The following is a 25,576-nucleotide window of genomic DNA, read 5'->3' as shown; positions in this document are numbered from 1 at the left end:
TCCAAGCCCGATTGGTTTGGGTTTGTTCTACGGACGTTCCCCTTTTGTGTCAACGGGTCAGTTCAAATGTATGATATCGACCATATCACCGGCATCGCGGGCGGGATCGTTGGGCGGGCGTACGATCAGGGCATTGGCATCCGCAAGCACGCTTAACAGTGAACTGTCCTGAAGTCCGGCATCCTCGACAGCCCCGGCCCTGACGCGGCCGCGCATGTAATGTTCACGTGGTCCATTTGCAGCCAGTGAGGTGGACAGAGGCACTTTTACCCGTGGTGCTTGCGCCTGACCCAAGCCAAGCATTGCGCGGATCATGGGCGTCAGAAACACGGTGCCACAGACCATGGCGGAGACCGGGTTTCCGGGCAGACCAACCATGGGTGTACCGTTCAGCCGTCCGGCCATGAGCGGTTTGCCAGGCCGCATTGCAACCTTGTAGAAGCTGCGATTCATCCCAAGCTCACCGGCGACATGGCCGACAAGGTCATGATCGCCAACCGATGCGCCGCCGATGGTAACGATCAGGTCAGCCCCCGTTGTCAGACCGAAAACAGTGGTGAGCGACACAGCGCTGTCCCGCGCTATGGGCAGTATGCGTGGCACAGCGCCGAGACGCCGCAACATTGCGGCAAGCCCGAACGTGTTCGATGCAATAATCTGATCCGGGCCGGGGACTTCGCCGGGCATGACCAGCTCATCACCGGTCGCGATCAGCGCCACAACTGGTGCTCGGCGCACCGGTATGTCGGCGATGTTCATGGAGGCTAGAAGTGCTATGTCAGCAGGTGCCAGAACGCGGTGTGCGTCGAGCGTGTCGCCCAAAGCAAAGTCGATGCCAGCAGGGCGGATATTGTCCTTGGCGCCGGGATCATCCGTGATGGTGATCAGGTCGCCGTTGCGGGTGATATCTTCCTGAATGACGACCTTGTCGGCGCCATCAGGGACAGGGGCACCCGTAAAGATGCGCACGGCCTGACCGGCACCGAGCGTACCATTCCAACCATGTCCGGCTGCGGCTTCGCCAACAACTTTGAACTGCGCGTGTTGGTCAGCTTCGACCGCTTTGACGGCGTATCCATCCATCGATGAGGCGGCAAAGGGTGGTTGCGTGCGGCGTGCCGCGACAGACTGCGCCAGAACCCGACCGTCGGCTTCTACGAGCGGGACGTGTTCGACAGGCATCTCGTCCGCCAGGGTGAACAGGTGCTCAAGCGCTTGGGTGACAGTGATCATGTCGCCTCGTAACGTCCCGACTTCCCGCCATCCTTCAGGACAACGTGCAGGCCGCCGATCTCCATGCCTTTGTCTACGGCCTTGGCCATGTCGTAGACTGTGAGAGCGGCTGTGGAGGCGGCGGTCAGCGCTTCCATCTCGACCCCCGTTTGGCCGGTCATCTTGACGGTTGCGGTGATGCGTAGCCCCGGCAAGTCTGCATCCGGTTCCAGATCGACGGATACTTTGGTGATGGGCAGTGGATGGCAGAGCGGGATGAGGTCTGCGGTGCGCTTGGCCCCCATGATACCGGCCAGCCGGGCGACGCCGATGACATCACCCTTCTTTGCGCGACCTTCGGTAATGATATCAAAGGTTTCCGCCTTCATCTTCACCCACGTCTCTGCAACGGCAATGCGGTCAGTGATGTCCTTGTCTGACACATCCACCATGTGGGCGGCACCCTGATCATCGAAATGTGTGAGTGCCATCTACATGCCCCCGCCTGCGGTGAGTGGGTTGGCCAGAAGCGTCCGCGTAGCAATTGCCACGTCCTCCTGCCGCATCAGGCTTTCCCCGATCAGGAATGTGCGAGCGCCGTACATTGCCAAATCCGCCAGATCGGCGGGGGTGTTGAGCCCACTTTCGGCCACGATGGTGCGATCTGCGGGTACCTGTTTCGACAAGGTGCGGGTCGTGTCCAGCGTCACCTCGAATGTCTTGAGGTTGCGGTTGTTGATCCCCATCAGAGGGCTTTTGAGATTTGACGCACGCTCCAGCTCTTCGGCATCGTGTACTTCAATCAACACGTCCATGCCCCATTCGAAGGCCGCCGTTTCCAATTCCTGCGCTTGCGCGTCGCTGACCGAGGCCATGATGATCAGGATGCAATCGGCCCCAAGTGCGCGTGCTTCGGCAACCTGGTAGGTGTCGTACATGAAATCCTTGCGCAAGGCGGGCAGTGCGCAGGCGTCGCGGGCTTGTGTCAGAAACGCCTTTGCGCCCTGAAAACTTGGGGTGTCCGTCAGGACAGACAGGCATGTGGCGCCACCGTCTTCATAGGCTTTGGCCAGCACTGCCGGATCAAAGTCGGCCCGGATCAGCCCCTTGGATGGGCTGGCCTTCTTGATCTCTGCAATCAAGCCATAGGCTTCGCGGTTCGCAACCTGCAATGCATGTGTGAACGGGCGTATAGGGGACGCCTCGCGCGCCTCGGCTTCCACCGCTTCGAGCGGTTTGGATGCCTTGTCGGCCGCCACTTCCTCAAGTTTGTAGGCTTTGATCTTGTCGAGGATCGTATCAGTCATCTGTCGCGCTTTTTTGTCTGACGGTGGGAACGAGGGGCCAGCCCCTCGCACTCCCCGGAGTTTATCTGGCAAGATGAAAGAGCATCAACCCGCTTGCGTAATCTTTGCTACCATCTTGATTTTGTCTCGTGCGGCGCCGCTATCGATGCTTTCGGCCGCACGTGCGACACCTTCCTTCAAGTCCGTGATGGTGCCAACAACTTTGAGTGCGGCGGCGGAATTCAGAAGCACAGCGTCGCGATAGGCGCCGGGTGCACCATCAAGTAAGGCCGAGAACGACTTGGCGTTCTCTTCGGGGGTACCGCCCACGATGGCCTCGAACGGATGGGTGGGCAGGCCAGCCTCTTCTGGGTGCACTTCAAAATCGGTGACTGTACCCTCGGACAGGCCGGAAACCCACGACACGCCTGTGATCGTGAGCTCATCTGTCCCATCCGACCCATGCACCAGCCAAGCAGCTTCGGACCCAAGCTGACCCAGTGTTTCGGCCATGGGGCGGATCAGGTCGCGCGAGAATGCGCCGGTTAGTTGCCGCTTGACGCCCGCGGGATTTGTAAGGGGACCGAGGATGTTGAAGATTGTGCGCGTGCCCAGCTCGGCCCGCGTCGGCATCACGTGGGCAATGGCCGGGTGATGCATGGGGGCCATCATGAAGCCGATGCCGGCCCCCTCGATTGCTTTTTCGACGACGTCAGGGCCGACCATAACGTTGATGCCCATCTGGGTCAGCGCATCCGCTGCCCCGGACTTCGAACTGAGGTTGCGGTTGCCGTGTTTGGCGACCGTCACGCCTGCGCCTGCCACGACGAATGCGGTGGCTGTCGAGATATTCAGCGTGCCCTTGCCGTCCCCACCTGTGCCAACGATGTCCATAGCGCCCTCAGGCGCTTTGACCGGGTTGCACTTGGCGCGCATCACGGCGGCGGCGGCCGCGTATTCGTCGACCGTTTCGCCACGTGTACGCAGGGCCATCAGTAATCCGCCAATTTGGCTGGGTGTTGCTTCGCCGTCAAAAAGGATTTGGAAGGCTGCCTCGGCCTGATCGCGTGACAGGGGTCCGTTTGCCGCCGCATCAATGAGCGGTTTCAGTGCGTCACTCATGCGGCCACCGGCATGAGATCCAGGAAGTTCTGCAGCATCGCATGCCCATGTTCTGAGCGGATCGATTCCGGATGGAATTGCACACCGTGGATCGGCAATTCCTTGTGGGCGAGGCCCATGATCGTGCCGTCCTTGAGCGCGCCGGTGATTTCCAGCTCATCCGGCAGGCTGTCACGGTCGACGATCAGCGAATGGTAACGCGTGGCCTCGAACGGCGTCGGCAGCCCCTTGAACACTGACATGCCGTCATGGTGCATCGTCCCCATCTTGCCATGCACGATCTCGTCGGCGCGCACGACCTTACCTCCGAAAACCTGACCAATGGTTTGATGTCCAAGGCAGACACCCATCAAGGGTGTGCGCGTCTCGGCTGCTGCAGCGGTGAGCGCGAGGCAAATTCCGGCCTGATCCGGTGTGCCCGGGCCGGGCGACAGAAGGATGCCCTCTGGCTTGAGCGCCATCGCCTCCTGCACGTTCAGGGCATCATTGCGGTAGACATGCACATCTGCCCCAAGAGATCCCAAATAGTGGACGAGGTTGTAGGTAAAACTGTCGTAATTGTCGATCAGCAGCAGCATGGGCGTATTCTGTGTTCCAAGGGCGGGCGTTGGCCGGTATAGTTGCGCCATACATGTTCAGGCTTGCCCGCCAGCGTCAAGGGGCGGGAGGCGCGAGGACAGGCACGAAGAGCAGGCGATGGCACACCGCAAAGCGGGGCTGTTGCGGGACAGGCAAAGAGGTCACATATGGCACGGGGTTTTCTGAGCGGCATTTTGTGGGGTGGTGTTGTGAGCGTTGCGGGCGCGGCGGCCCTGTCCATTGTCAGCGACAGCCCGACCGGACCGGACGCCGTTGTTCAGGCACCGCAAGGTGCCGACGCCCCTCAGGCGGGTGCTGGAGAGACACCGCAATCACGTGGTGATGCCGATCTCGTCATGGATGGTGATGCGCCACAATTGGGCAGTCCTCAAGCCGATGATGTGAATGCGGCGGAGGCGGCCGGGGCGGATACGCCTTCGGTTCCACAGACCGGTCAGGCAGAGGGATTGGCCGATCCGGCCGAGGCAGGCGAGGGCGCGACTGTTGCAATTGATACGGACGCACCGCTTCAACCCGGTGTCCAGACGGATGCGCCGCAAGCGCCCGTCGGCGAGACGGAGTTGTCGATTTCGACTGATCCAGCGCAACCGCCAGCACCACAAGTGCCGGATACGCCAACCGCATTTGCCGAAGATGCCTCCGAAATCTCTGACGGGACGGATACACCAACCGCAGAAGCCCCGGCGCCGGGCACTCCAGAGGCAACCCCCGCACCTGATGCCCCCGAAGTTGCAGATACACCGACAGATCCGGATCCATCACCAGAACAATCCGCCGCACTTCCATCGGCGCTGGATCCAACGATAGACACGCGGCGACCCACGATCGGGCGACCTGCGACGTCCTTGGTGGATCGCAATGGGGACGAGGACGCGCCGGGCGTCGTTACCGATGAAGCGGCAGATGTTGCTGCCCCGGGTGCACCGCCCCTCGTGGCCTTTGCCGCGCCATTCGAGAACCCGGAAGACAACCCCCTGATGTCCATCGTGCTCATAGACGAGGGCGCGGACCTGACGGGGGGGAGTGTCGGACTTGCCGCCCTGCAGAGTTTTCCTTATCCGCTGACCTTTGCTGTCAATGCCTCACTCTCGGATGCAGCGGAACGCGCGGCAGAGTACAGGGCGCAGGGGTTCGAGGTTGCGACGCTTCTTGACCTTCCGGCAGGTGCCACGCCCTCTGACACCGAGGTCACGCTATCGGCGGCGCTGGATGCCGTGCCTGAGGCGGTCGCTGTGATGGAAGGGACTGGGGTCGGTCTGCAAGAAACGCGCGCTGCGTCTGACCAAATTGCCGCTGCAGTCTTGGCCACTGGCCACGGATTGGTCTTGCAATCCAAGGGGCTCAATACTGCACAAAAGCTTGCCGCGCGCGAAGGGGTTCCCGCTGGATTGATTTTCCGTGACTTTGATAGTGCCGGGCAAACACCCACGGTGATCCGCCGGTTCCTGGACCAGGCAGCGTTTCGTGCGGGACAAGAGGGCGGTGTGATCATGGTAGGCCGCGTGCGTCCAGACACGATCTCGGCACTGCTTCTTTGGGGGCTGCAGGACAGGGCGGAGCGCGTGGCGCTGGCGCCGGTGTCTGCCGTCCTTCAACTGCTCGCAGAGCAACAGCAGTAACTTCAGATAATCTCGTCCTCGTCAAAAAGCGGGTCAGTTTCCAACTGGGCGGTCATCGCCTCGACCGTGTCTTCGTCGGCTGTTGGGCTGATATCCGCCAGGTGAAACACGGCGTCACCCTCGTTCACGACCGGCAGGACGGCACGCCCGATCAGGATGCCGGACGCGGGCGCAATGAGGTCTGTTTCCGTCGAGCCTGAAGGATCCGAGACGGCGGCCAGAACGTCGCCTTTCTCGACCACATCGCCTTCGGCCCTGAATGTGCGTAACAACCCGCCTGACGGCGCGCGCAACCATGTAGAGCCGTTGCAGATCAGCGATGGGGTCCGCGCGCGGGCGATGCCCTTTGAGGCCAACATCCCCTGATCGCGCATCACACGCAGTATGCCGGCCACGCCGGCACGCACGGCAAACTCGCCAAAGCGCAGGCCTTCGCCTGCCTCATACAGCAGGATGGGCGTGCCCTGTTCTGCCGCTTCGCCGCGCAGTGATCCATCGCGTAAGGACGACTTCAGGATGACGGGGGCGCCAAAGCTGCGGGCCATGTGTGCAGTTGTTTGATCGCCGGGCGTGACACGGACCTGGGGTAGGTTGGTGCGGTGAACGGCTGCCGAATGCAGGTCGATGCCAAAGTCACAGCGCAGAACGACGTCATGGAGAAAGATATGCGCCAGCCGTGATCCAAGTGACCCGCCAGCGCTGCCTGGGAAGCAACGGTTCAGGTCACGGCGGTCAGGCAGATAGCGGGACCTTGCGAGAAAGCCGAAGGCGTTGACGATCGGCACCACGAGGAGTGTGCCTCGTATTTTTTCGAGCTGTGGCGTACGGAGCAGGCGGCGGGCAATTTCCACCCCGATTACCTCGTCTCCGTGGACAGCGGCACTGACGAACATGGTGGGGCCGGGGCGCTTGCCGTGCAGCACCTCAACGCGCAGGGACACGGGTGTGTGATCCTGAAGGGTGGAGACGGGCAGCGCGACCGATGCCCGCGTGTCAGGTGCAATATCCACACCGCCCAATTGAAACGCGGGGCATGCCATCAACGGGATCGTACCAGACCAGAGATGCAGATCCAGTCTTTCCGTGTTCGTTGGACACCCTGCCTGATGGGGTGGATTGACCCAATCCACCTACCTAAATGCAAGGGCGTCACTGATTGCCGCCGCCAAAGCGTGCGGCATCCGCCGCCGCTCGTCGAATTGCGCCGGATTTGTGGACCGTTTCCATGAATTCGGCCTCGGGGTCACTGTCATACACAACGCCACCACCGGCCTGGATATAAAGCTTCTGGTCCTGAACCACTGCTGTGCGCAGGGCGATGCACATGTCCATGTCGCCACCGGCGCTGAAATAGCCAACGCCGCCGCCATAGACGCCGCGCTTTTCCGGCTCTAATTCGTCGATGATCTCCATGGCGCGAACCTTGGGTGCGCCCGATACGGTTCCGGCAGGCATCCCGGCAAAGAACGCATCAAGCGCGTCCTTGCCCGCGGCCAATTCACCGACAACATTCGATACGATGTGCATCACGTGGCTGTAGCGTTCGACGATGAACTCTTCGGTCGGGCGCACGGTGCCAATCTTGGCCACGCGACCAACATCGTTGCGGCCCAGGTCAAGCAGCATGAGGTGTTCTGCCAATTCCTTCCTGTCGGCCAGCAAATCGGCTTCTAGTTCCCGGTCCTGTTCCGGCGTGTCCCCGCGGGGACGGGTGCCCGCGATAGGGCGGACCGTGACTTCGCTGCCAAACACCCGGACGAGAATCTCGGGGCTGGCACCAACGACCTGAAAACCACCGAAGTTGAAGTAGAACATGAACGGTGACGGGTTCGTACGGCGCAGGGAGCGATAGAGCGCGAAGGGAGGCTCCCGAAACTCTTGCGTCCATCGCTGGGCTGGCACAACCTGAAAAATGTCACCGGCCTTGATGTAGTCACGCGCCTTTTCAACGGCGGCCTTGTAGCCGTCCTTGGTAAAGTTCGACACCGGCTCTGCCTGCGGGCTGGCGTCCCCCAGATCGCGGGTTTCCACTGGCATTGCACGTTCGAGATCGCGTACCGCATCCATCACCCGTTCCGCCGCCTGTGCATAGGCGGCACGCGCCGATTGTCCGTCACTCACCCATGCAGGCGAGACGACAGTGACCTCACCCTTTACGCCATCAAGAACCGCAACGACGGACGGGCGCAGCATCAACGCATCGGGCAGGCCTAGCGGGTCCGGATTTACGTCCGGCAGGCGTTCAACCAGCCGGATCATGTCGTATCCGAGATAGCCAAACAGACCAGCGGCGGCTTGTGGCAGATCGTCTGGCAGTTCGATGCGGCTTTCTTTGATCAGTGCGCGCAACGCGTCGAGCGGATTGCCCTCCAGCGGCTCAAACGCATCCGCATCGTAACGGGCCATCCGGTTGATGGACGACGTTTTGCCGTCGCAGCGCCAGATCAGATCCGGTTTCATACCGATGATGGAATAGCGTCCGCGCACTTCGCCGCCGGTCACTGATTCAAGGACAAACGCGTCCTTTTGTGCGCCCGTCAATTTCAGCATGAGCGATACTGGCGTGTCGAGGTCCGCCGCCAGACGTGTGTAGACCACCTGGTTTTCGCCTGCGGCATACGCTGCAGCAAAGCTGTCAAAATCGGGGACAAGTGCCATCAGGGGAAGTTCACATGCACGGCATCCAGCGCCTGCTGGTTGATCTGGGTCCCTGCGCGCAGCACGACATCTTCACCAAAGATGTTGAAGATTTCACCGGCCAGGATTTGACCCATCTCAGCGCTCAGCGCGGTAGTTTCAGCCTGTGTCTCGGGCGTGTCGCCGCTTTCGTTGATCGCATCAAGACGCACCACCAACACCGCTCCGTAGCCCGAGATGATGCGCACGTCGCCGGGCTCCATTTCGAACACGGCGGGCATGAATGCGGGCGGTGTGCCCTGTACAAACGCGCTGCGGTCCAGATCAGTTTCTACAATGGATTCGAGCGACCGGCTGGCAAAGCTCTCGCCGGCTTCCAATGCGGGCAGCAGCGCTTCGGCCTTTTCGGTCAATCGGGCTTCGGTCTGTTCTGCTTCCCAGTTGCCCTGAACATTCAATTTGGCTTCGTCAAACGGCGCGGGGCGGGGCGGCAGGGTATCATCCATGCGCATGGCAAAGATACCACCGTCATCCAACTGCACGATTTCTGGGAAGTCGTCTTGGGTCAATTCCACGGCCGCATCGCGGAAACCATCGTAGGCGGCAATCCCTTCGCCCATAGCCGGGAACCAGTCGATAGTGCCCAGCTGCATGTCGGTTTCGACATCCAGCTCTTCGAGCGTGGCGCCGCCAGCTAACAAGTTGTCGAACTCCTCGGCAAGAACGGCAACCTGCCGCCGCGCCGCGTCCAACGCCAATTCCTGGCGCAACTGGGGTTCCGCATCTTCAAAGCTGGTCTGCCGCGCGGGCAGGACGCCGTTCACACGGAACAAGGCCGGGCCCAATGACGAGGGTAGGGGACCGACAACATCACCAACTTCTGCGCCAAACACGGCTTCGCCTGCAGCATCCAGTTCAAGGCGGGTCACATCACCCATATCAACGTCACCAAGCTCCAATCCACGCTCGGTCACCAACGCTTCGAACGTGGTGCCGTTCACATCGAGCTGTGCGGCGGCGCGTTCAGCGGCGTCCGCGTCAAGGTACACCAGGCGTTCGACCAAGCGGCGCTCCGGACGGTTGTATTGATCCGCGCGCGCCTCGAACTCGGCTTGCAGAGTGGCTGTTTCTACCTCCATGGAATCGAGGATCATGTCGGGTGTCAGTGCAGCGTAAGTAATGCGTTTGGTTTCGGGCAGCTCGTAGTCGTCCAGATTGTCCTCGTAATACGCGCGCAGCACCTCGTCCGAAGGGGCGGGTAACGTAGTTTCAAGATCACTTTGCCCCAGACGCACCCATGTAAAGTCGCGTGTTTCGCCAAGGAAGGAGACAAGCGTGCGGGCATATGTTTCGGGCATGCTGATGCCGGACAGGATGGCACCCTGAAGGATCGAGCGGGACACTTCCTCGCGCAATTGGGTCTCGAATTCGGATTCGCTGGTGCCCTGCTGATCAAGGGCGAAGCGGTAGGCATCGCGATCAAATGAACCGTCGAGCCCGCGGAACGCCGGGATGTTGAGGATTTCATCGCGGATCGTTTCGTCACCCACGCTCAGACCCATCTGGCCCGCTTCGTGGTCCAGTGCACGAGCACGAACCAATCGAGCCAGCACGGCTTGATCAAGGCCGATCGCCTGCGCGCGCGCAAACGTCAGTGGGCTGCCAGTCTGTTGCCCAACCGCCTGCATTTCGCGCTGCAGCGTGTTGGCATAGGTTTGCACGTCGATATGCCTGTCGCCGACCTTGCCGACGGTGCGGATTGTACCGCCCAGACCATCAAGGCCGAAGCCGAGGCTGAGACCGACAAACAACAGGCCCAGAAGGATCCAAACGGCGATTTTCGAGATGGATGTTTTGCTCTTGGCCATGTGCGCCTTCTAACGGGTGTCGTTGCGGTTGAGGATGTCTAACGGCACTGCCTGAGACGGGCAAGAGCGCGTGGGATTCAAAGGGTCAGAGCTGACAGCCTTGTGTAAAGGTTATCTATGCCGCGGGCGTCGAGATTGGCGAAGGCAATGCGCAATTGTTGGCGCCCCTCGACGGCATCTTCCGGCCAGAACATTGTACCGGGCAAGCATAGGATGCCCGCCTCCTGCACCATTTTCGGGGCAAGCTCGGCCGACGACATATCGAACGGGTGCTTCATGTAGGCGAAATACGCGCCCAAACCCATAAGCTCCCAACCTTTGTCCGCCAACACAGGAAACCCATCGGCAATGGCCTTGCGACGAACAAGGATTTCGTTCCGTTCTCCGGCGACCCAATTGCCAAGGTTCTCAAGCCCCCAAAAGGCGGCATATTGCCCGATCTGGCCGGGACATATGGCAACCGTGTCCAGGAACTTCTCTGCCTCGGCCAAGCGCGCAGGGGATGTGACCAACGCGCCGACCCGGTGACCGGTCAATCGATATGTCTTGGAGAATGAATAGAGATGGATGAACGTCTCATCCCACCCATCCTGCTGGAAAAGGGTGTGGGGCGCGCCACTGCGGCTGTCAAAGTCGCGATATGTTTCGTCGACGATCAGGGCAATTCCGCGCGCCTTTGCCAATTCGAAGAAATCCAGCACGAGTCTGTCCGGATACTCAACTCCGGCTGGATTGTTCGGCGTGACCAATGCGATGGCGCGTGTCCGGTCTGTGATCAAAGCCTCCGCGGCTGCGACATCCGGCAACATATCGTCCCCGGCAGGCAGTGGCACAGAGGCAACCCCGCTCATGTCCAACCACATTTTATGATTGAAATACCATGGGGTTGGAAGGATCACCTCATCTCCTTCGTTACATAGTGCGGCTATTGCCGCGGCGAAGGCCTGATTGCAGCCGGAGGTGATGGCGATGTTTTCTGCCGTCGTGCGCGCGTCATAGTGTCGGTTGATCTGGTCAGACAATCCGGCGCGTAGGGCCGTCATGCCTAGAACCGGACCGTAGAGATGCGCGTCGTCCTTGGTCAGAGCTGCATCGGCCATGGCTTGGCGCAGGGCATCCGGTGGAGGATCGACCGGAGCGGCCTGGCTCACGTTGATCAGCGGACGGTCTTCAGGGAAATTGACGCCTTCAATCCAGCGCCGCGCCTCCATCACCGGAGGAGCGAAAGTGGATGCGGTGCGCGTCAGGGTCATGAGGTCGCTCGTTTCAAAAGCGCCGGAGCCTCCGACGGTAGTTATCTGGCAAGATGACGGAGATTAGTCGGTGCCGCGATATGGTTCGACATATTGCAGGGCCATGTCCCATGGGAAAAATATCCATGTGTCCTGACTGACGCCGGTTATGAACGTATCAACCATCGGCTCGCCCTTGGGCTTGGCATACACAGTGGCAAAATGTGCCTTTGGGTAGTGATCGCGCACAACTTCGAGGGTGCGGCCTGAGTCCACCAGATCATCAATGACAAGGATGCCTGTGCCATCCCCCATCAGGTTTGCGTCAGGTGCTTTCAGGACTTCAACTTCGCCCTGACTTTGGTGGTGGTAGGATTTGACACTGATCGTATCCACAGTGCGGATGTCCAACTCGCGACTGACGATCATCGCCGGTGCCATGCCGCCCCGCGTGATCGCAACCACGGCCCGCCAGGCACCATTGTCTGGTCCTTGCCCATCAAGACGCCAGGCCAGTGCCCGGCTGTCGCGGTGGATCTGATCCCAGCTGATGTGGAACCCTTTTTCGTGGGGGAGGCGGTCTGCCATTGTCTACTTCTCCAGGATCAGGCGCAGGCCAAGCGCGCCAAGCAGTGTAGCCGCGATGCGGTCGAAAACAGGTTTGAGGCTGACATAGCCGCGTCGAATGTGCGGGGTACTCAGCGCAAGAGCGAGAAGAGTATAAAACGCCAGTTCGAGTAGCCAGTGGTTCAGCACGATCACCATGATATCTGCCGGCGCGAGCCCTTTGGGAAAGACAACGACAATCACGGCGGCGGCAAACAGCATCGACTTCGGGTTGCCCAGATTCAAAAGCATTCCGGACAAGATCGCTTGTCCCCGTGGTTTTGGAGCATCGCCAAGCGGGTCGCGCGAATGTCGCCATGTTTGGATCGCAATCCAGATCAGGTACAGCGCCCCTCCGACCTTTAGGGCGGTATATGTCCATGGAAAGAGCGTGAAGACAGCCTCAAGTCCAAGCAATGCCGCGAGGGTCCACATCGCCGCTGCAGTTCCAAGACCAATGCCTGTGGCAATCCCGGCGGCGCGGCCACCGGCTACGGTCGCCTTGGTGATAAACAGCATGGCGGCTCCGGGCGAAAGCAATGCAGCCAGCAGGACGGTATTGAAGGCAACAAGCTCTGCCAGTGTCAGGCTCATCCGTTACCCTTTTTCAATGTCAGGCGCGTCGACTGCCTTCATGCCGACCACGTGGTAGCCCGCGTCGACGTGAAGATTTTCGCCCGTCGTGCCAGACCCCAGATCGCTCAGCAGGAACAGCGCCGATTTGCCAACATCATCGATGGTCACATTTCGCCGCAGGGGCGAGTTGTACTCGTTCCACTTCATGATGTAGCGGAAGTCGCCGATGCCTGAGGCTGCGAGGGTCTTGATCGGCCCAGCGCTGATCGCATTGACGCGAATGTTGTCCTTGCCTAGATCCTCGGCCAGATATTTGACCGACGCCTCAAGTGCGGCCTTGGCGACACCCATGACGTTGTAGTGCGGCATGACCTGCTCGGCCCCATAATAGGTGAGGGTCAGCGCGCTGCCGCCATCCGTCATCATTTTTTCCGCGCGCTGCATTACGGCTGTGAAAGAATAGACCGAGATGTCCATGGTCAGGGTAAAATTGTCCCGACTCGTATCAACGTAGCGGCCGCGCAGTTCGTTCTTGTCTGAAAAACCGATGGCGTGAACGATGAAGTCCAACTTGCCCCAACGCTCTTTGAGTGCGTCAAAGAGGGCATCAATCGATGCTTCGTCGCCCACGTCGCAAGGAAGCACGATGTCGCTGCCCAGCTGGGCCGCCAGTGGATCAACACGCTTTTTCAAAGCATCCCCTTGATAGGAAAACGCCAGTTCCGCCCCAGCCGCGTGCAGGGTGCGGGCGATGCCCCACGCAATGGATTTGTCATTGGCGAGACCCATGATCAGACCCCGCTTGCCCGTCATCAGATTGCTCGCCATGTTACTGCCCATCCCGTCCCTCGTTATCGGCTTTGTGTCTGGCGGCCAGCTTTATGCCATTGCCCCAGACGCATCAAGAGAGGGTGCAGCAGTTGAACCGGGGTGCGCGCGAGGCTAGCTGTTTCAAAACTCAACAGGAGACGGACATGGCAGACCGGGGCGGGAAATTTGAGGGTGAGAACCCTTTTGACATCGTGCGCGCATGGATGGCGGACGCAGATGAGACCGAATTGAACGATCCCAACGCCATTGCTCTCAGCACCGTGGATGCGGAGGGTTTGCCAAACGCGCGCATGGTCTTGCTGAAAGACGTCGAAGATGACGCCTTTGTCTTTTATACAAACTATACAAGCGCGAAGGCAGCGGAATTGGATCAGGCGGGCAAGGCGGCGTTTGTCATGCATTGGAAATCGCTGCGGCGGCAGGTGCGGGTGCGTGGCATTGTCGAAAAGGAGGATGGCTCAAAGGCCGACGCCTATTATGCTTCGCGCTCATTAAAATCGCGCCTCGGTGCATGGGCGTCAGACCAAAGTGCGCCGCTGGACAGCCGCTCAACATTGATGGCTACGGTGGCGAAGGTCACGGCGCGGGAAGGCACAAACCCGTCCCGACCGCCTTTCTGGGGGGGGTACCGGATCACACCCGTTGAGATCGAATTCTGGGCTGACGGCGCGTTTCGACTGCATGATCGGTTCTGTTGGCGGCGCGAAAAACCCGGTTCAGCGTGGCACGTGACGCGGCTCAGCCCGTGAATTTCATGTAACGTGAAATGTAAATATCTGAATTATAAACAGTATTTCGTGCTTGAATTATGAGGTGAAAATGGCGCAAGTCTTGTTATGCGGCATAATGCACTCATAGAAAGACAAGTCGTGTCAGAACACACTCAAGATACGGATGTGGTCATTGGAACAGTAAAGTGGTTCGATCCTGTAAAAGGGTTTGGCTTTATCGTGGCCAATGCCGGCGGTCCGGATATTCTGCTGCATGTCAATGTGTTGCGGAATTTTGGCCAATCATCAGTCGCAGATGGGGCTAATGTAAATGTCCGTGTCCAACACACTGAGCGTGGCGTTCAGGCGGTTGAGGTCATTTCCATCACGCCGCCTGACCATACGGATTCGTCGTCCCTCAACGACCTGGCAGAGATGGAGCATCACGATGTCACCGATGCGCCGCTTCAGCCGGGCCGTGTCAAATGGTTCGACAAAGGCAAGGGCTTTGGGTTTGCCAACGTGTTTGGCAGTTCAGATGACGTATTCCTGCATGTAGAGGTGTTGCGCCGTTCTGGCCTTTCCGACCTGCAGCCCGGTGAAGCGTTGGCATTGCGGGTGATCGACGGCAAACGAGGTCACATGGCAGCTGAAGTTCTTGCATGGGAAGCTGCGCTACCCAAAAAGGACGATTGATCGTGCTGAACCCGCTGTGTCGGGCCCTCGCAACAGCCTTTTTTTGTCTTTGCGCCCAGATTGGTGCAGCAAAGTGCATATATGATACCGTCTGGATCCGCGGTGACTTTGGCTCGGCCCGCTTTAACGTTGAGATTGCCGACACCAATCGCGAACGGGCCATTGGGCTGATGAACAGACCTTCAATGCCGACAAGCGAAGGGATGCTGTTTGTTTATCCCCGTCCTCAACCTTTGTCTTTCTGGATGCGGAACACGCTTATTCCGCTCGACATGCTGTTCGTTGATCCGACAGGAACCGTTACCAGAGTTCATCACGAGGCCGTTCCTTTGGATGAAACTCCGATTCCCGGCGGGGACGGGCTGACGCACGTGCTTGAAATCAACGGTGGCTTGGCCCGTCTGATGGGGATCCGTGAAGGCGCACAACTGCGACACCCCAGCTTTGATCAAGATATCGCAGTTTGGCCCTGCTGATTGCATTCTTTGGGCTTTTCAATCGCGCGCACGCCGTCTAAGACAGCGCCACGGTCGGAGCGTGGCGCAGCCTGGTAGCGCACCTGTTTTGGGTACAGGGGGTCGGAGGTTCGAATCCTCTCGCTCCGACCATTTCACCTAGTTCGATGCTGTTCCGCCGGTCGCAACCAGCAACTGATCCATGAGTTGATCCAGTGCACGCTGCTTGATGTAGATGCGGCGCGGGTTGCCGGATTTTTGCACGACTTCCGCGAAATACGATAGCTCGACCACGAAGGCGCCGTCGTTCCGGTCGGTTTCCTTTTGCACCACGAGTGTTGGTGCTTCGAGCGCACCGTCATATTGCAGCACCAGAAAAGCTGCGACATCTGGCGGTGGCAAAATCCGGCATTGCACAACTGATCCGGATACCACCCGCAATTCGTCTCCGGGCGCATCGCAAGATGAGCGGAAAGCATCATCCAGCGGCGCGGGATTCGCGGCAAAGGTTGCCCGTCGAACGGGCAGATCTTGTTCTGATGTCACAACTGTTTCTACATATTGTGGTGCGCAGGCGCCAAGCGCGACCGCGAAACAGGCTATAAAGGGTCGCATTGAAGGGCCTCTGTTCAGGGATAGGCCGAACTCAACACATTTTCCGCAGCGCGGCAAAACCTTTCTGTCTTAACGTGTGTTAACTGTGGATAACTTCACGTGAAGCATCCACATCTTTGTTTAAGTGGTCAGATTGGCACGAGTTTTCTGCATGACATCGGGGGATTAAATTTTGTCGCATTGCCAGCGCGTTAACGAAGTGAATCGGGTGGCATGCCATTCGATAAGACCGACTGCAGTGGTCAAGGAAAAAGATGTCAAAAAACTTTTAAAATATCGTTGACGTGTACCCTCCCTATACGTCAGTTTGTGTGAGCCGGGTGCATCACCACTACATTTAGTGGTCAACACTATGGGTGACGCGCCGGGCACGAGGGACAGAAACACCGCCATATGTTAGGGGCTTTGTCAGACACTCACGCAGGTCTGGTGGGTGGTTCAGTGACTTCGTGTCGGCATCAACATGGGGCCCTGCAACGTCAGGTGCACCTTTCGGAACACCAGCTGGGAACGAGGCAGCGCGATGAAGATTGAAAGACAGTTCACCAAAGCCGGTCAGGACGCCTATGCGGACCTTGATTTCGTGACGACCGCGTCCGAGATCCGCAATCCCGACGGGACCGTGGTGTTCCGCCTGGACGAGGTCGAAGTACCAGGCACATGGAGCCAAGTGGCCAGCGACGTCATCGCGCAGAAGTATTTTCGCAAAGCGGGCGTACCGTCCAAGCTGCAAAAAGTCGAAGAGAAGGACGTACCGGAATTCTTGTGGCGTTCCGAAGCGACTGGCGATGCAGAGATGGGTGGCGAGACGTCGTCCAAGCAAGTGTTCGACCGCTTGGCAGGTGCATGGGCATACTGGGGCTGGAAGGGTGGCTATTTCTCGACCGAGGAAGATGCACGTGCCTACTATGACGAGATGCGCCATATGCTGGCGACCCAGCGCGCCGCGCCAAATTCGCCTCAATGGTTCAACACCGGTCTACACTGGGCATACGGTATCGATGGTCCGGCTCAAGGCCACCACTATGTCGACTACAAGACTGGTAAGCTGACCAAATCCAAGTCCTCCTATGAACATCCGCAGCCGCATGCCTGCTTTATCCAGTCAGTGGCGGATGATCTGGTAAACGATGGTGGCATCATGGACCTGTGGGTTCGCGAAGCGCGCCTGTTCAAGTATGGCTCGGGCACCGGCACCAACTTCTCGTCGCTGCGCGGCGAGGGCGAAAGCTTGTCCGGCGGCGGTAAATCCTCGGGCCTGATGGGCTTCCTGAAAATCGGTGACCGGGCAGCGGGGGCCATCAAGTCCGGCGGCACAACACGCCGTGCGGCCAAGATGGTGATCGTGGATGCGGACCACCCTGATATTCAGGATTTCATCAACTGGAAGGTCATCGAAGAGCAGAAAGTGGCGAGCATCGTCGCAGGCTCCAAGATGCACGAGGAAAAGCTGAACGGCATCTTTGAAGCCATCGGCACATGGGACGGCGCCGAAGCGGACGCCTACGATCCCAAGAAAAACAATGCGTTGAAAGACGCGGTAAAAGCAGCCAAGAAGGTTGCTATCCCGGAGACATACGTCAAGCGCGTGCTTGATTACGCCCGGCAGGGCCACACCTCGATCGAATTTCCGACATACGACACCGATTGGGACTCTGAAGCCTACAATTCGGTTTCGGGCCAGAACTCGAACAACTCGATCCGCGTAACCAACGCTTTCCTGACGGCTGTCGAGAAAGATGCTGATTGGGAACTGACCAGCCGCATTGATGGCTCTGTGACCAAAGTTATCAAGGCGCGCGATCTGTGGGAGCAGGTGGGCCACGCCGCATGGGCCTGTGCCGATCCTGGTATCCAATACCACGACACCGTAAACGACTGGCATACGTGCCCGGAAGACGGACAAATCCGAGGCTCGAATCCCTGTTCGGAATACATGTTCCTGGACGACACAGCCTGTAACCTTGCATCGATGAACCTGCTGACCTTCCTCAAGGACGGAAAGTTTCAGGTCGAAGAGTACATGCATGCGTCCCGTCTCTGGACCGTGACATTGGAAATCTCGGTCATGATGGCGCAGTTCCCGTCGAAAGAGATCGCGCAACGCTCGTACGACTTCCGTACACTGGGTCTTGGCTATGCCAACATCGGTGGTCTGCTGATGAACATGGGCCACGGATACGACAGCGACGAAGGCCGGGCCCTGTGTGGCGCTCTGACGGCGATTATGACGGGTGTGTCTTATGCCACCTCCGCCGAAATGGCGGGTGAGTTGGGTCCGTTCCCGGGCTATAAGAAAAACGCTGACCACATGCTGCGGGTCATGCGCAACCACCGCAACGCCGCCTATGGCGCGACCGAAGGCTATGAGAAGCTGGCGGTCAAACCGGTCGCTCTGGACCACGCCAACTGCCCTGATCCACGTCTGATCGACGTCGCCATGGGGGCCTGGGACGAAGCGCTGAAACTGGGCGAGAAGAACGGCTACCGCAACGCGCAATCCACCGTGATCGCACCGACCGGCACCATCGGTCTGGTTATGGACTGCGACACCACAGGGATCGAACCGGACTTTGCCTTGGTGAAGTTCAAGAAGCTGGCCGGTGGTGGCTACTTCAAGATTATCAACCGTTCGGTGCCTGCGGCGCTGGAAAACCTCGGCTACGGATCGGCTCAGATCGAAGAGATCATCAGCTACGCGGTGGGCCATGGCTCCATCGGCAATTCACCAGCGATCAACCATACGACTCTGACCGGACATGGCTTTGGTGCAAATGAGCTGGCCAAAGTGGATGCGGCGTTGGAAAGCGCCTTCGACATCCGGTTCGTGTTCAACCAGTGGACGCTCGGCGAAGAGTTCTGCACAGGCGTGCTGGGCATTCCGGCCGAAAAGCTGAACGATCCAACCTTTGACCTGCTGAAATCGCTGGGCTTCTCGAAGGCCGATATCGACGCTGCGAACGATCACGTTTGCGGAACGATGACGCTGGAAGACGCCCCGCACCTCAAGGAAGAGCATTACCATATCTTCGACTGTGCGAACCCCTGCGGCAAGAAAGGCAAGCGTTTCCTTAGCGTTGACAGCCACATCACCATGATGGCCGCAGCACAAAGCTTCATCTCAGGTGCGATTTCCAAGACCATCAACATGCCGAACGATGCAACCATTGAGGATTGCCAACGTGCCTACGAACTCAGCTGGTCGCTAGGTGTGAAGGCCAACGCGCTTTACCGCGACGGCTCGAAACTCTCGCAGCCTCTGGCTGCTGCTTTGGTCGAGGATGACGAGGACGCGCAAGAGGTGCTGGAAAGCGGTGCACCCGCCGAGAAAGCCGCCGTGCTGGCCGAGAAGATTGTTGAGAAAATCATCGTGAAGGAGATTGTGAAATCTCACCGCGAAAAGATGCCTCAGCGCCGTAAAGGGTACACCCAGAAAGCTATCGTTGGGGGCCACAAGGTCTACCTGCGAACAGGCGAGTATGAAGACGGCAACTTGGGCGAGATCTTCATCGACATGCACAAGGAAGGCGCTGGCTTCCGTGCGATGATGAACAACTTTGCCATCGCTGTATCCGTTGGCCTGCAATATGGTGTGCCGCTCGAAGAGTTCGTGGACGCGTTCACCTTCACCAAGTTCGAACCGGCTGGCATGGTGCAGGGCAACGACAGCATCAAGAACGCCACGTCGATCCTCGACTACGTGTTCCGTGAACTGGCCGTGTCCTACCTGGACCGCACCGATCTGGCGCACGTGAAACCCGAGGGTGCCACGTTCGATGACATCGGTCGTGGTGAGGAAGAGGGCGTGAGCAATGTTTCTGAACTGTCCGAAACAGCGGCGTCCAAGTCCTTGGAAGTGCTGAAGCAAATCAGTTCGACCGGCTACCTGCGTAAGCGTCTGCCGCAGGACCTTGTGGTGTTACAGGGTGGCATGGCCGAAACAGGTCTGGACGCCGAGGTCGCATTGCAAACGCTGGTTCCAGAAGTGGCTGTAAATGGAGCTGCGTCCGTGTCGACGACCACCGTGACAGCGGCGACGACAACCATGGACGCACGCACAAAGGCCAAGATGCAGGGCTACGAAGGAGAGGCCTGCGGAGAGTGCGGAAACTACACGCTGGTGCGCAACGGCACCTGCATGAAATGCAACACTTGCGGCGGGACGTCTGGGTGTAGCTGAGCCAAGTTACGCACCCCGGGGAAGGGGCGCGAGGGGGCTGGACCGGTTCGTCTGGTCTGGCTCCCGACGAAGACAGAATAGGGTGGGGCGCGACTTTAGTCCTTCCCACCTTTACACGGGGCGGGTGCGCTCGCCCCTAACGACGTTCAGGCCGCAGGCAGAAAAGTACCGGGCGGTTAACATATTGAGCCTGAACGGCGAAACTCACAGGGGGGCCTTTTGGTCCCCCTTTTTTCTTTGCGGTGGAGTGCGCTCTTTGCTTTGCAAATTCGCCCACCCACCGCCCCTTCAAAGCGGGGATGGTTCAGGTTCTTAGTCAGACAAAACAAACCGCAGCTTTGCCCGTGCCCGGGCCAGACGTGACATGACAGTGCCAAGCGGTAGGCCTGTGGCGTTCGAGAGCGCGCGGGGCGAGGTTTCCCCAGCCACCACCAGATCCATTAGCTGACGCTGTGCTTTTGGTAGCTTTGCAATCGCGGCAAGCGTGTCGGCACAATCGAGGCGTAGAAGTGCGTCAGGCTCTGTCAGAGCGTGATCATCCTCCAATTCATCCGTGGCCTGCACCCGCAAGCCACGGCGCGCACGGTTGGACAGCATCCGCATCGCGTAAGCAGGCAGATCGTCGACCCGGCTGCCGTCATGCAACCGCTGACAGAGGCTGAGCAGCGTGTCCTGCACCAGATCTTCGGCTTCGGCGCGACTGCGGGCCAGCCTGCGGGCGCGCCTTGTCAACAAGGGGATAAGCGACACCAGGCGGCGGGGAGTGATGTGCTGTGTCATGTGTATGAGGCTGGGCTTTCCCAAATCCATTGAACAGCCCGGGGGTTTTCGCCGATCTCTTTTGTGCGCCCTTTTTGGGCAGTCCGCCGCGCATTGTAACGACCCCGATCGGCAGGCGGTCGCGCGATTGGGGCCTTGGGTGTGAAGGCGGGGATGTATTGGCGCAATTTGTGCTCATGTACAGTGAGGGCGCCGGAAACGGCCCCTCAACAACCAACTCAATAGGAGTTCACCTAATGACTAAGATTGCTTCTTTGACATTCGTAGCCGCGCTGACCATTCCTGCCTTTGCCATGGGCCAAGGCGCAGCAGAACTTGATACGAATGGGGATGGCGTACTGACCATCGATGAAGTTCAAGCAAGCTTTCCCGATGTAACGTCAGATGTTTTCACCGCGATGGACCTGAACGCCGATGGCGCTCTGGACGCTGATGAAGTGGCCGCTGCTCAAGAAGCGGGTCTGATGCCGCCAACCGACGGCTAACCAGAACACCCGACTTTTGCCGCGTGTCATTGTCCGCGTGGTGAATGGTGGGGGTGTGAGGTCCGGTCTCCCCCCAGGGGCCGGGCCTCATTTTGTTGAGGTAGGGCGGTGAAGGATTTGCACTTGGATTCCCCTTGTTTTCATGAAGATTAAGCTCGGTGACAGGGCGCCACACTCTGCACGCCCCCTGTGCACCGGGGACGGGCGCTCAGGTAGGCTTTGAAGCAACGTACGGTGATCACCGGATACGCATATTGGCGCGGGGCGTCATATGACCTCGTTTGGGCAAAATCCCCCCGGCTGTGAATCGGAGGGATGTTTGATGAGTTTGGGTTCGGCGTGTGACCGCGTCAGTATGGCGGAAGGTGGATGTTGAACCTGTTCCGGATATCCACGTCCAAATCCTTGGCAAAGCCTGCTGCGGGGCGTGTCACAAGGATGTCTATTTTGCGGGCGGTGGCCTTTTCCAATAGATCCGGTTTGCCCAGCTCTGCCCATTCCTTGGGCGATGTGCGGTCGCCGAAACTGGGATAGACGCAATCGGATTGCATCCGCGAGAGGGTCTGTTCCGTGCCAAGATAGTGGCCGGGGCCATTCATGCAGACATCGGCCATCTGGTCGAGAGCCAGCGTTTCATCTGTCACCTCGATCCCACGCGTGCAGCGCAGGGCCTGGCCGATGATGTCATCGCTCAGGATCAGGCTTTCGTGGCAGAAGCCCAGAAGCGAGGCATGCATGCCCGCCGCTTCATACACCATGTTCAGTCCAGACAGGCCCGCCATGACGTTGGAACACATCTGTTCCCATCCGGCCTGCATGTCGGGCATCTTGCTGTCGGACGCCCCGGCGGCGGCCCCACCCGGTAGGTCATAGAAGCGGTGCATTTGTGCGCAGCCCGCCGTGAGCAGCGCTTGTTCGCCTGATCCGATCGACATGGCCCCCGTGCGCAGGTCAAGGCCGAAGGGCCATGTGCCGAAAATGGCTGGCGCACCCGGTTTGACAGCGTTGACATAGACCAGGCCAGCGAGACATTCGGCGACCGCTTGGACGATTGCGCCAGCGATGGTCGAGGGAGCAGTGGCCCCGCTCATTCCTGCCGACAAGAGCAGGACGGGCAGTCCAGCCTTGATGCATTCTTCCATCACCTGGCAGCTTTCTGACGCGAATTTCATTGGCGGGACAACGAAGCAGTTCGAATTGGAGACGAAGGGCCGGGCGCGCCAGGCGTCTTCCCCGCCTGCAATCATGTGCAGCATTTCGACGGCCGGAGCCACGCAATGCGGTTCGGAAAAGCTGGTCCCGATATGTTTGGTTGTGCCCGATACGCAAGCGTAGACCGAGTTGTACTCCATCTCGACCGTGTCGGGGATGTCACGGCAAATCATCGGCCGCTGACAGAAGTGAATGTTGTCGAGCACATCGCATATACGCGCCGCGTCGTGCAGGTCCTGCACTGTGCTGTCGCGGTAGTTCCGTCCGTCAATATCGACCATATGCACAGCCGCACCCGCCGTGCCGTAATGGACGCGTGAGCCGCTGAGGCCGAGGTCGTGCTTGCCGTCGCGGCTGCATAGTGTGATGGATCTGTTCGCGCGCGCAATGGTGTCTTCGACAAGTGCGCGAGGGAAACGAATGCGCCCATCTTCGCCCAGGATCGCGCCTGCATTGGTCAGGTACTCCACACCTGACGGTGGAGCGTCGGCGAGACCGATGGTTTCGAGAGCGTTGAGTGCAGCCGTGTGGATGCGCTGAACCTCTGCGTCGGTCAGTGGATTGTAGCGCCCGCCTTCAAGGCCGGGGCGCACCGGGCGCAGATGGTCGGGGAGGGCGGTGGCGCGCGCGGCGCGGCGAGCAGCCCGGCCGCCAGAGCGAGAGGGTGATTGGTCGTTCATTTGCATGGTCCGTGGGTAAGTGGCGAGGTATCGAGTGAGGTCAGATCACAACGATAGGGGTCGCCCACGCGCGGCTCTGCCGCGTTCGGCCCCGATGGTACGTGCCACCAGTGAAATCTTGCTAAAGGTGCCCTGCACGGCGTGCGACTCCCCCTGTCACCTTTGTTTCAACATGTCACTCTTTGTCACGCTGACGTGCGAAACGCCGCCTGTCTTGTCTGTTTGCGACACTGTGCACGCGGCTTATTACTGCAACTTTGCGTGGATTTGGGCGGTCTGATGCGCAGTTACTACACTGTGAGCGGTGAGGACTGGAACTGTGCCGCGTCATGCACCGTTGTGTACGGGGCGGCGCGTGATCGCGCTGTGCCACGAAAAAAGGAGCAGACTTATGAAGACGCGCATTTTTGCGATTGGCTTGGTAACGGCCCTGGCTGGCCCGGCCCTTGCTGGCAGCTTGGAGCCCCCAGCACCCGAACCTGCGGCGCCTGTCGCACCCCCGCCCCCCGCGCCTGTACAGACTTTCGGCGGTGACTGGACGGGTGGTTATGCCGGTTTGCAGTTGGGCTATGGCGATGTTGATGGATCCGGCGATGCCGATGGTGACGATATTCTATATGGTGCGCATGTCGGGTACCGATATGACTTCGGCACTTTCGTTCTGGGCGGTGAGCTTGACTATGACTTTGCCGATATCGACCTGAATGGTGCGGCCGATGTTGATAGCGTAGCCCGTCTGAAGTTGCAGGCCGGTTATGATTTCGGTCGGACGTTGGGGTACTTCACAGCCGGTGTCGCCGATCTGGACACATCGATCGGGTCCGAAACGGGCGAGTTTTATGGTATTGGCGTCGCGTATCAGATCAACGACCGCTACACCGTTGGGGCGGAGCTTTTGGAGCACAGCTTTGACGACATCGACGGCTCGGGCGTCGATGCGGATGCCACAACGCTGACCGTGCGCGGTTCGATCCGGTTCTGATCTCAGGCTGCGCGGGCTTCGGCAAATGCCGTAAGCGTGTGCAGTGCTTGTTCAAAGTCGGCGTCGTCAATTGTCATGGCGACCCGAATGTGACCGGCGGCAGCTTGTCCAAAGCTTTCGCCGGGCATGACAGCTACGTGGTGTTCGTCCAGAAGGGCGTTCGCGAAGTCGTCACCGGTCATTCCCGTCGCACGGATGTCCAGCATCAGGTACATGGCCCCTTGGGTCGGGATCAGGCCGATGGTGTTCTGGCCTGACAATACCCGTTGTGCGATGGCGCGACGGCGTTTGAACGGTGCGGCAATCTCGGCTTCGAAGTTCGGGCCCTGATCCAGTGCGAAGACCGAGGCGTCCTGAATGAACCCGGGCACGCCATAGGTCGTGTGTGTCGCAAACGTGATCAGGTGCGCAATCACCTTTTCCGGTCCGATCACCCAGCCACAGCGCGAGCCGGTCATGGCGTGGCTTTTTGACATGGAACCGACGACCAGTGTGCGTTCCGCCATGTCAGGCAGAGACTGGGGTGAGATATGTTCTCCCTCCCAGACCTGCGTGTCATAGACTTCGTCCGAGATCAGCCACAGGTCGTTGTCCATGCAGACCTTGGCGATGCCGACAAGCGTGTCGCGGGAATAGACCGTGCCCGTTGGGTTGTTGGGCGAGTTGATCAGCAGGCTTTTGGCAGTTTGGGCGTGCGCGGTGATGTCTGAAGCGCGGGGCTGGAAGGCGTCTTCGGCCCGGGTCTGGATCGCGTGGGGGATGGCGGAGACCCCGCGGATCGTGCCGGGATAGGTGGCGTAGTACGGGTCGAGGTAGAGCGCCGTGTCACCTGGGTCGCAGGCCGCTGCGTGGGCGGCAAAGAGGGCTGACTGCCCACCCGGTGTGATCAGCACGTTGTCGTGGGTTGTGGGGACGCCCGTCCGTTCGCTGGTCCGTTTTGCCACCGTGTCGCGCAGCGTGTCCGTGCCGGGGACCATGGCGTAGCCGGTATGGCCGCCAAGGGCGCTTTTGTGCATATCCTGGAGGATGAGGGCAGCGGTGCGGATGTCGTGTTCGCCGATGGTCAGCTCTGTCACCGGTGTGCCTTCGGCGATCATTTTACGCGCCTTGATGAACACGTCCCAGCCATCTGACCCACCGCCTGTCAGCGTTTGCATACGTTGGGAGAGGTTCATGTTTGGCTCCTTGGCAT

General features: G+C 59.4%; 23 protein-coding genes and 1 tRNA gene. 8 read left to right on the top strand and 16 right to left on the bottom strand.

Going from position 1 to position 25,576, the window contains the following annotated elements; genetic code table 11:
* Positions 1 to 57: 57 nt before the first annotated feature.
* The 5 genes from glp to Q1A75_RS00775 form a co-directional block, all read right to left on the bottom strand.
* Positions 58 to 1,233 (bottom strand): gephyrin-like molybdotransferase Glp, encoded by a 1,176-nt coding sequence (gene glp, locus Q1A75_RS00795; protein ID WP_299552669.1) that lies wholly within the window; start codon positions 1,231 to 1,233, stop codon positions 58 to 60.
* Positions 1,230 to 1,703, bottom strand: a complete 474-nt coding sequence (gene moaC, locus Q1A75_RS00790; RefSeq protein WP_299552672.1) for a cyclic pyranopterin monophosphate synthase MoaC — start codon at positions 1,701 to 1,703, stop codon at positions 1,230 to 1,232. The genes glp and moaC overlap by 4 nt, the downstream gene beginning before the upstream one ends.
* Positions 1,704 to 2,519, bottom strand: coding sequence for an indole-3-glycerol phosphate synthase TrpC (gene trpC / locus Q1A75_RS00785; RefSeq protein WP_299552675.1), 816 nt, complete (start codon positions 2,517 to 2,519; stop codon positions 1,704 to 1,706).
* Between the two features lie 84 nt (positions 2,520 to 2,603).
* The gene (gene trpD, locus Q1A75_RS00780) at positions 2,604 to 3,620 is read right to left on the bottom strand and encodes an anthranilate phosphoribosyltransferase (RefSeq protein WP_299552678.1); all 1,017 of its coding nucleotides are present in this window, start codon (positions 3,618 to 3,620) and stop codon (positions 2,604 to 2,606) included.
* On the bottom strand, positions 3,617 to 4,198 hold the full coding sequence (locus Q1A75_RS00775; protein ID WP_299552857.1) for an aminodeoxychorismate/anthranilate synthase component II: 582 nt from the start codon (positions 4,196 to 4,198) through the stop codon (positions 3,617 to 3,619). Before Q1A75_RS00775 ends, trpD begins: the two co-directional genes overlap by 4 nt.
* Before the next feature lie 168 nt (positions 4,199 to 4,366).
* Here Q1A75_RS00775 and Q1A75_RS00770 point away from each other — a divergent pair, with 168 nt between their 5' ends.
* Positions 4,367 to 5,839 carry a divergent polysaccharide deacetylase family protein gene (locus Q1A75_RS00770; protein WP_299552681.1) on the top strand — a complete coding sequence of 491 codons (1,473 nt, stop codon included), beginning with the start codon at positions 4,367 to 4,369 and terminating at the stop codon, positions 5,837 to 5,839.
* 2 nt (positions 5,840 to 5,841) lie between these two features.
* Here the strand turns inward: Q1A75_RS00770 and Q1A75_RS00765 are convergent, their stop codons facing one another.
* From Q1A75_RS00765 to fabI, 7 genes are all read right to left on the bottom strand, one after another.
* Positions 5,842 to 6,879, bottom strand: a complete 1,038-nt coding sequence (locus Q1A75_RS00765) for a succinylglutamate desuccinylase/aspartoacylase family protein (protein WP_299552684.1) — start codon at positions 6,877 to 6,879, stop codon at positions 5,842 to 5,844.
* A 109-nt stretch (positions 6,880 to 6,988) separates the two neighbouring features.
* Entirely contained in the window at positions 6,989 to 8,497 is a 1,509-nt protein-coding gene (gene trpE / locus Q1A75_RS00760) for an anthranilate synthase component I (protein ID WP_299552687.1), read from the bottom strand.
* Positions 8,497 to 10,344 (bottom strand): peptidylprolyl isomerase, encoded by a 1,848-nt coding sequence (locus tag Q1A75_RS00755; protein ID WP_299552690.1) that lies wholly within the window; start codon positions 10,342 to 10,344, stop codon positions 8,497 to 8,499. The genes trpE and Q1A75_RS00755 overlap by 1 nt, the downstream gene beginning before the upstream one ends.
* 77 nt (positions 10,345 to 10,421) lie before the next feature.
* Positions 10,422 to 11,597, bottom strand: coding sequence for an aminotransferase (locus tag Q1A75_RS00750; RefSeq protein WP_299552693.1), 1,176 nt, complete (start codon positions 11,595 to 11,597; stop codon positions 10,422 to 10,424).
* A 63-nt stretch (positions 11,598 to 11,660) separates the two neighbouring features.
* Positions 11,661 to 12,164 (bottom strand): xanthine phosphoribosyltransferase, encoded by a 504-nt coding sequence (gene gpt / locus Q1A75_RS00745; protein ID WP_299552696.1) that lies wholly within the window; start codon positions 12,162 to 12,164, stop codon positions 11,661 to 11,663.
* Between the two features lie 3 nt (positions 12,165 to 12,167).
* Positions 12,168 to 12,776 (bottom strand): LysE family transporter, encoded by a 609-nt coding sequence (locus Q1A75_RS00740; protein ID WP_299552699.1) that lies wholly within the window; start codon positions 12,774 to 12,776, stop codon positions 12,168 to 12,170.
* Between the two features lie 3 nt (positions 12,777 to 12,779).
* A complete protein-coding gene (gene fabI, locus Q1A75_RS00735) occupies positions 12,780 to 13,586 on the bottom strand; it encodes an enoyl-ACP reductase FabI (RefSeq protein ID WP_299552702.1) in 807 nt (268 codons plus the stop codon).
* A 53-nt stretch (positions 13,587 to 13,639) separates the two neighbouring features.
* Here fabI and pdxH point away from each other — a divergent pair, with 53 nt between their 5' ends.
* The 4 genes from pdxH to Q1A75_RS00715 all read left to right on the top strand — a co-directional run bounded on the left by pdxH (position 13,640) and on the right by Q1A75_RS00715 (position 15,603).
* Complete coding sequence (gene pdxH, locus Q1A75_RS00730) at positions 13,640 to 14,338, top strand: pyridoxamine 5'-phosphate oxidase (RefSeq protein WP_299552705.1); 699 nt, start codon at positions 13,640 to 13,642, stop codon at positions 14,336 to 14,338.
* 120 nt (positions 14,339 to 14,458) lie between these two features.
* Positions 14,459 to 14,995 carry a cold-shock protein gene (locus tag Q1A75_RS00725; RefSeq protein WP_299552708.1) on the top strand — a complete coding sequence of 179 codons (537 nt, stop codon included), beginning with the start codon at positions 14,459 to 14,461 and terminating at the stop codon, positions 14,993 to 14,995.
* On the top strand, positions 14,962 to 15,471 hold the full coding sequence (locus Q1A75_RS00720) for a DUF192 domain-containing protein (protein WP_299552711.1): 510 nt from the start codon (positions 14,962 to 14,964) through the stop codon (positions 15,469 to 15,471). Before Q1A75_RS00725 ends, Q1A75_RS00720 begins: the two co-directional genes overlap by 34 nt.
* A gap of 55 nt (positions 15,472 to 15,526) precedes the next feature.
* Positions 15,527 to 15,603 (top strand) — tRNA-Pro (locus Q1A75_RS00715).
* Between the two features lie 6 nt (positions 15,604 to 15,609).
* Here the strand turns inward: Q1A75_RS00715 and Q1A75_RS00710 are convergent.
* Positions 15,610 to 15,996, bottom strand: a complete 387-nt coding sequence (locus tag Q1A75_RS00710) for a hypothetical protein (protein WP_299552714.1) — start codon at positions 15,994 to 15,996, stop codon at positions 15,610 to 15,612.
* A 592-nt stretch (positions 15,997 to 16,588) separates the two neighbouring features.
* Here Q1A75_RS00710 and Q1A75_RS00705 point away from each other — a divergent pair.
* Complete coding sequence (locus tag Q1A75_RS00705) at positions 16,589 to 20,245, top strand: vitamin B12-dependent ribonucleotide reductase (protein WP_299552717.1); 3,657 nt, start codon at positions 16,589 to 16,591, stop codon at positions 20,243 to 20,245.
* A gap of 312 nt (positions 20,246 to 20,557) precedes the next feature.
* Here the strand turns inward: Q1A75_RS00705 and Q1A75_RS00700 are convergent, their stop codons facing one another.
* Positions 20,558 to 21,025, bottom strand: a complete 468-nt coding sequence (locus tag Q1A75_RS00700) for a sigma-70 family RNA polymerase sigma factor (protein WP_299552720.1) — start codon at positions 21,023 to 21,025, stop codon at positions 20,558 to 20,560.
* Between the two features lie 236 nt (positions 21,026 to 21,261).
* Here Q1A75_RS00700 and Q1A75_RS00695 point away from each other — a divergent pair, with 236 nt between their 5' ends.
* Positions 21,262 to 21,510, top strand: a complete 249-nt coding sequence (locus Q1A75_RS00695) for a hypothetical protein (RefSeq protein ID WP_299552723.1) — start codon at positions 21,262 to 21,264, stop codon at positions 21,508 to 21,510.
* Between the two features lie 350 nt (positions 21,511 to 21,860).
* Here the strand turns inward: Q1A75_RS00695 and Q1A75_RS00690 are convergent, their stop codons facing one another.
* Entirely contained in the window at positions 21,861 to 23,402 is a 1,542-nt protein-coding gene (locus tag Q1A75_RS00690; protein ID WP_299552726.1) for a trimethylamine methyltransferase family protein, read from the bottom strand.
* 391 nt (positions 23,403 to 23,793) lie between these two features.
* Here Q1A75_RS00690 and Q1A75_RS00685 point away from each other — a divergent pair, with 391 nt between their 5' ends.
* Complete coding sequence (locus tag Q1A75_RS00685) at positions 23,794 to 24,384, top strand: outer membrane beta-barrel protein (RefSeq protein WP_299552729.1); 591 nt, start codon at positions 23,794 to 23,796, stop codon at positions 24,382 to 24,384.
* Positions 24,385 to 24,386: 2 nt separating this feature from the next.
* Here Q1A75_RS00685 and Q1A75_RS00680 read toward each other — a convergent pair whose 3' ends face one another.
* The gene (locus Q1A75_RS00680) at positions 24,387 to 25,559 is read right to left on the bottom strand and encodes an aminotransferase class I/II-fold pyridoxal phosphate-dependent enzyme (RefSeq protein ID WP_299552732.1); all 1,173 of its coding nucleotides are present in this window, start codon (positions 25,557 to 25,559) and stop codon (positions 24,387 to 24,389) included.
* Between the last annotated feature and the right edge of the window lie 17 nt (positions 25,560 to 25,576).

It is taken from the genome of uncultured Tateyamaria sp. (assembly GCF_947504105.1).
Lineage (GTDB): Bacteria > Pseudomonadota > Alphaproteobacteria > Rhodobacterales > Rhodobacteraceae > Tateyamaria.
This window is presented reverse-complemented; position numbering and strand designations above follow the sequence as displayed.

What these genes read in the sequence shown, in the direction of transcription:
- trpD (WP_299552678.1), bottom strand. Translation starts at nt 3,620, where the DNA reads ATGAGTGACGCACTGAAACCGCTCATTGATGCGGCGGCAAACGGACCC.
- Q1A75_RS00705 (WP_299552717.1), top strand. Translation starts at nt 16,589, where the DNA reads ATGAAGATTGAAAGACAGTTCACCAAAGCCGGTCAGGACGCCTATGCG.
- pdxH (WP_299552705.1), top strand. Translation starts at nt 13,640, where the DNA reads ATGCCATTGCCCCAGACGCATCAAGAGAGGGTGCAGCAGTTGAACCGG.
- Q1A75_RS00770 (WP_299552681.1), top strand. Translation starts at nt 4,367, where the DNA reads ATGGCACGGGGTTTTCTGAGCGGCATTTTGTGGGGTGGTGTTGTGAGC.
- gpt (WP_299552696.1), bottom strand. Translation starts at nt 12,164, where the DNA reads ATGGCAGACCGCCTCCCCCACGAAAAAGGGTTCCACATCAGCTGGGAT.
- Q1A75_RS00765 (WP_299552684.1), bottom strand. Translation starts at nt 6,879, where the DNA reads ATGGCATGCCCCGCGTTTCAATTGGGCGGTGTGGATATTGCACCTGAC.
- moaC (WP_299552672.1), bottom strand. Translation starts at nt 1,703, where the DNA reads ATGGCACTCACACATTTCGATGATCAGGGTGCCGCCCACATGGTGGAT.
- trpE (WP_299552687.1), bottom strand. Translation starts at nt 8,497, where the DNA reads ATGGCACTTGTCCCCGATTTTGACAGCTTTGCTGCAGCGTATGCCGCA.
- fabI (WP_299552702.1), bottom strand. Translation starts at nt 13,586, where the DNA reads ATGGCGAGCAATCTGATGACGGGCAAGCGGGGTCTGATCATGGGTCTC.
- Q1A75_RS00690 (WP_299552726.1), bottom strand. Translation starts at nt 23,402, where the DNA reads ATGAACGACCAATCACCCTCTCGCTCTGGCGGCCGGGCTGCTCGCCGC.
- trpC (WP_299552675.1), bottom strand. Translation starts at nt 2,519, where the DNA reads ATGACTGATACGATCCTCGACAAGATCAAAGCCTACAAACTTGAGGAA.
- Q1A75_RS00755 (WP_299552690.1), bottom strand. Translation starts at nt 10,344, where the DNA reads ATGGCCAAGAGCAAAACATCCATCTCGAAAATCGCCGTTTGGATCCTT.
- Q1A75_RS00775 (WP_299552857.1), bottom strand. Translation starts at nt 4,198, where the DNA reads ATGCTGCTGCTGATCGACAATTACGACAGTTTTACCTACAACCTCGTC.
- Q1A75_RS00750 (WP_299552693.1), bottom strand. Translation starts at nt 11,597, where the DNA reads ATGACCCTGACGCGCACCGCATCCACTTTCGCTCCTCCGGTGATGGAG.
- Q1A75_RS00720 (WP_299552711.1), top strand. Translation starts at nt 14,962, where the DNA reads ATGGGAAGCTGCGCTACCCAAAAAGGACGATTGATCGTGCTGAACCCG.
- glp (WP_299552669.1), bottom strand. Translation starts at nt 1,233, where the DNA reads ATGATCACTGTCACCCAAGCGCTTGAGCACCTGTTCACCCTGGCGGAC.
- Q1A75_RS00695 (WP_299552723.1), top strand. Translation starts at nt 21,262, where the DNA reads ATGACTAAGATTGCTTCTTTGACATTCGTAGCCGCGCTGACCATTCCT.
- Q1A75_RS00685 (WP_299552729.1), top strand. Translation starts at nt 23,794, where the DNA reads ATGAAGACGCGCATTTTTGCGATTGGCTTGGTAACGGCCCTGGCTGGC.
- Q1A75_RS00700 (WP_299552720.1), bottom strand. Translation starts at nt 21,025, where the DNA reads ATGACACAGCACATCACTCCCCGCCGCCTGGTGTCGCTTATCCCCTTG.
- Q1A75_RS00680 (WP_299552732.1), bottom strand. Translation starts at nt 25,559, where the DNA reads ATGAACCTCTCCCAACGTATGCAAACGCTGACAGGCGGTGGGTCAGAT.
- Q1A75_RS00740 (WP_299552699.1), bottom strand. Translation starts at nt 12,776, where the DNA reads ATGAGCCTGACACTGGCAGAGCTTGTTGCCTTCAATACCGTCCTGCTG.